Raw genomic sequence first — 456 nt, forward strand, 5'->3', positions numbered from 1 at the left:
AGGTCTTGCCACCGGCTTTGAATCTGCCCTTGCAGAGGGTGGGATATCCCACCGGCTGGCCGCGCCCATACCGGTCGATTGTGAAGCCCGACAGCCGTGCCGTTGTGCCACTCGGCTCTTCGTCATAGCTCACCATCTCGGGTGGCGAGCAGACGCCGTTGAGATTGGGCGATTTTCCCGTCGCGTATGAAGAAAGATAGCAGCGTCCCTCGATCATCACGCAAAGGCCGCCGAAAACGAACGCTTCGGTCTCCACGTCGATCGCGCGATTCAGCGCGGCTATCTCCTGGAGCGAGAGAACCCTTGGAAGCACCACGCGTCGGATGCCGAACTGAGCCGCGTAGAATCCGATCGCTTCCGGCGTCGCCGCGGCAGCCTGCACCGACAGATGAAGGCGGATTTGTTTGTGGTTCTTTGCCACATGATCGAGGACGGCGAAGTCCGCGGCTATGATGG

Annotated in this window: 1 protein-coding gene; it reads right to left on the reverse strand. The window is 60.7% G+C overall.

All coding sequences use genetic code 11. The annotated features are described in order from the left end of the window. On the reverse strand, positions 1-456 hold a 456-nt coding region (locus EOA38_RS38665), incomplete at both ends, for a U32 family peptidase (RefSeq protein WP_145966372.1).

This window comes from Mesorhizobium sp. M1E.F.Ca.ET.041.01.1.1 (assembly GCF_003997355.1).
GTDB lineage: Bacteria > Pseudomonadota > Alphaproteobacteria > Rhizobiales > Rhizobiaceae > Mesorhizobium.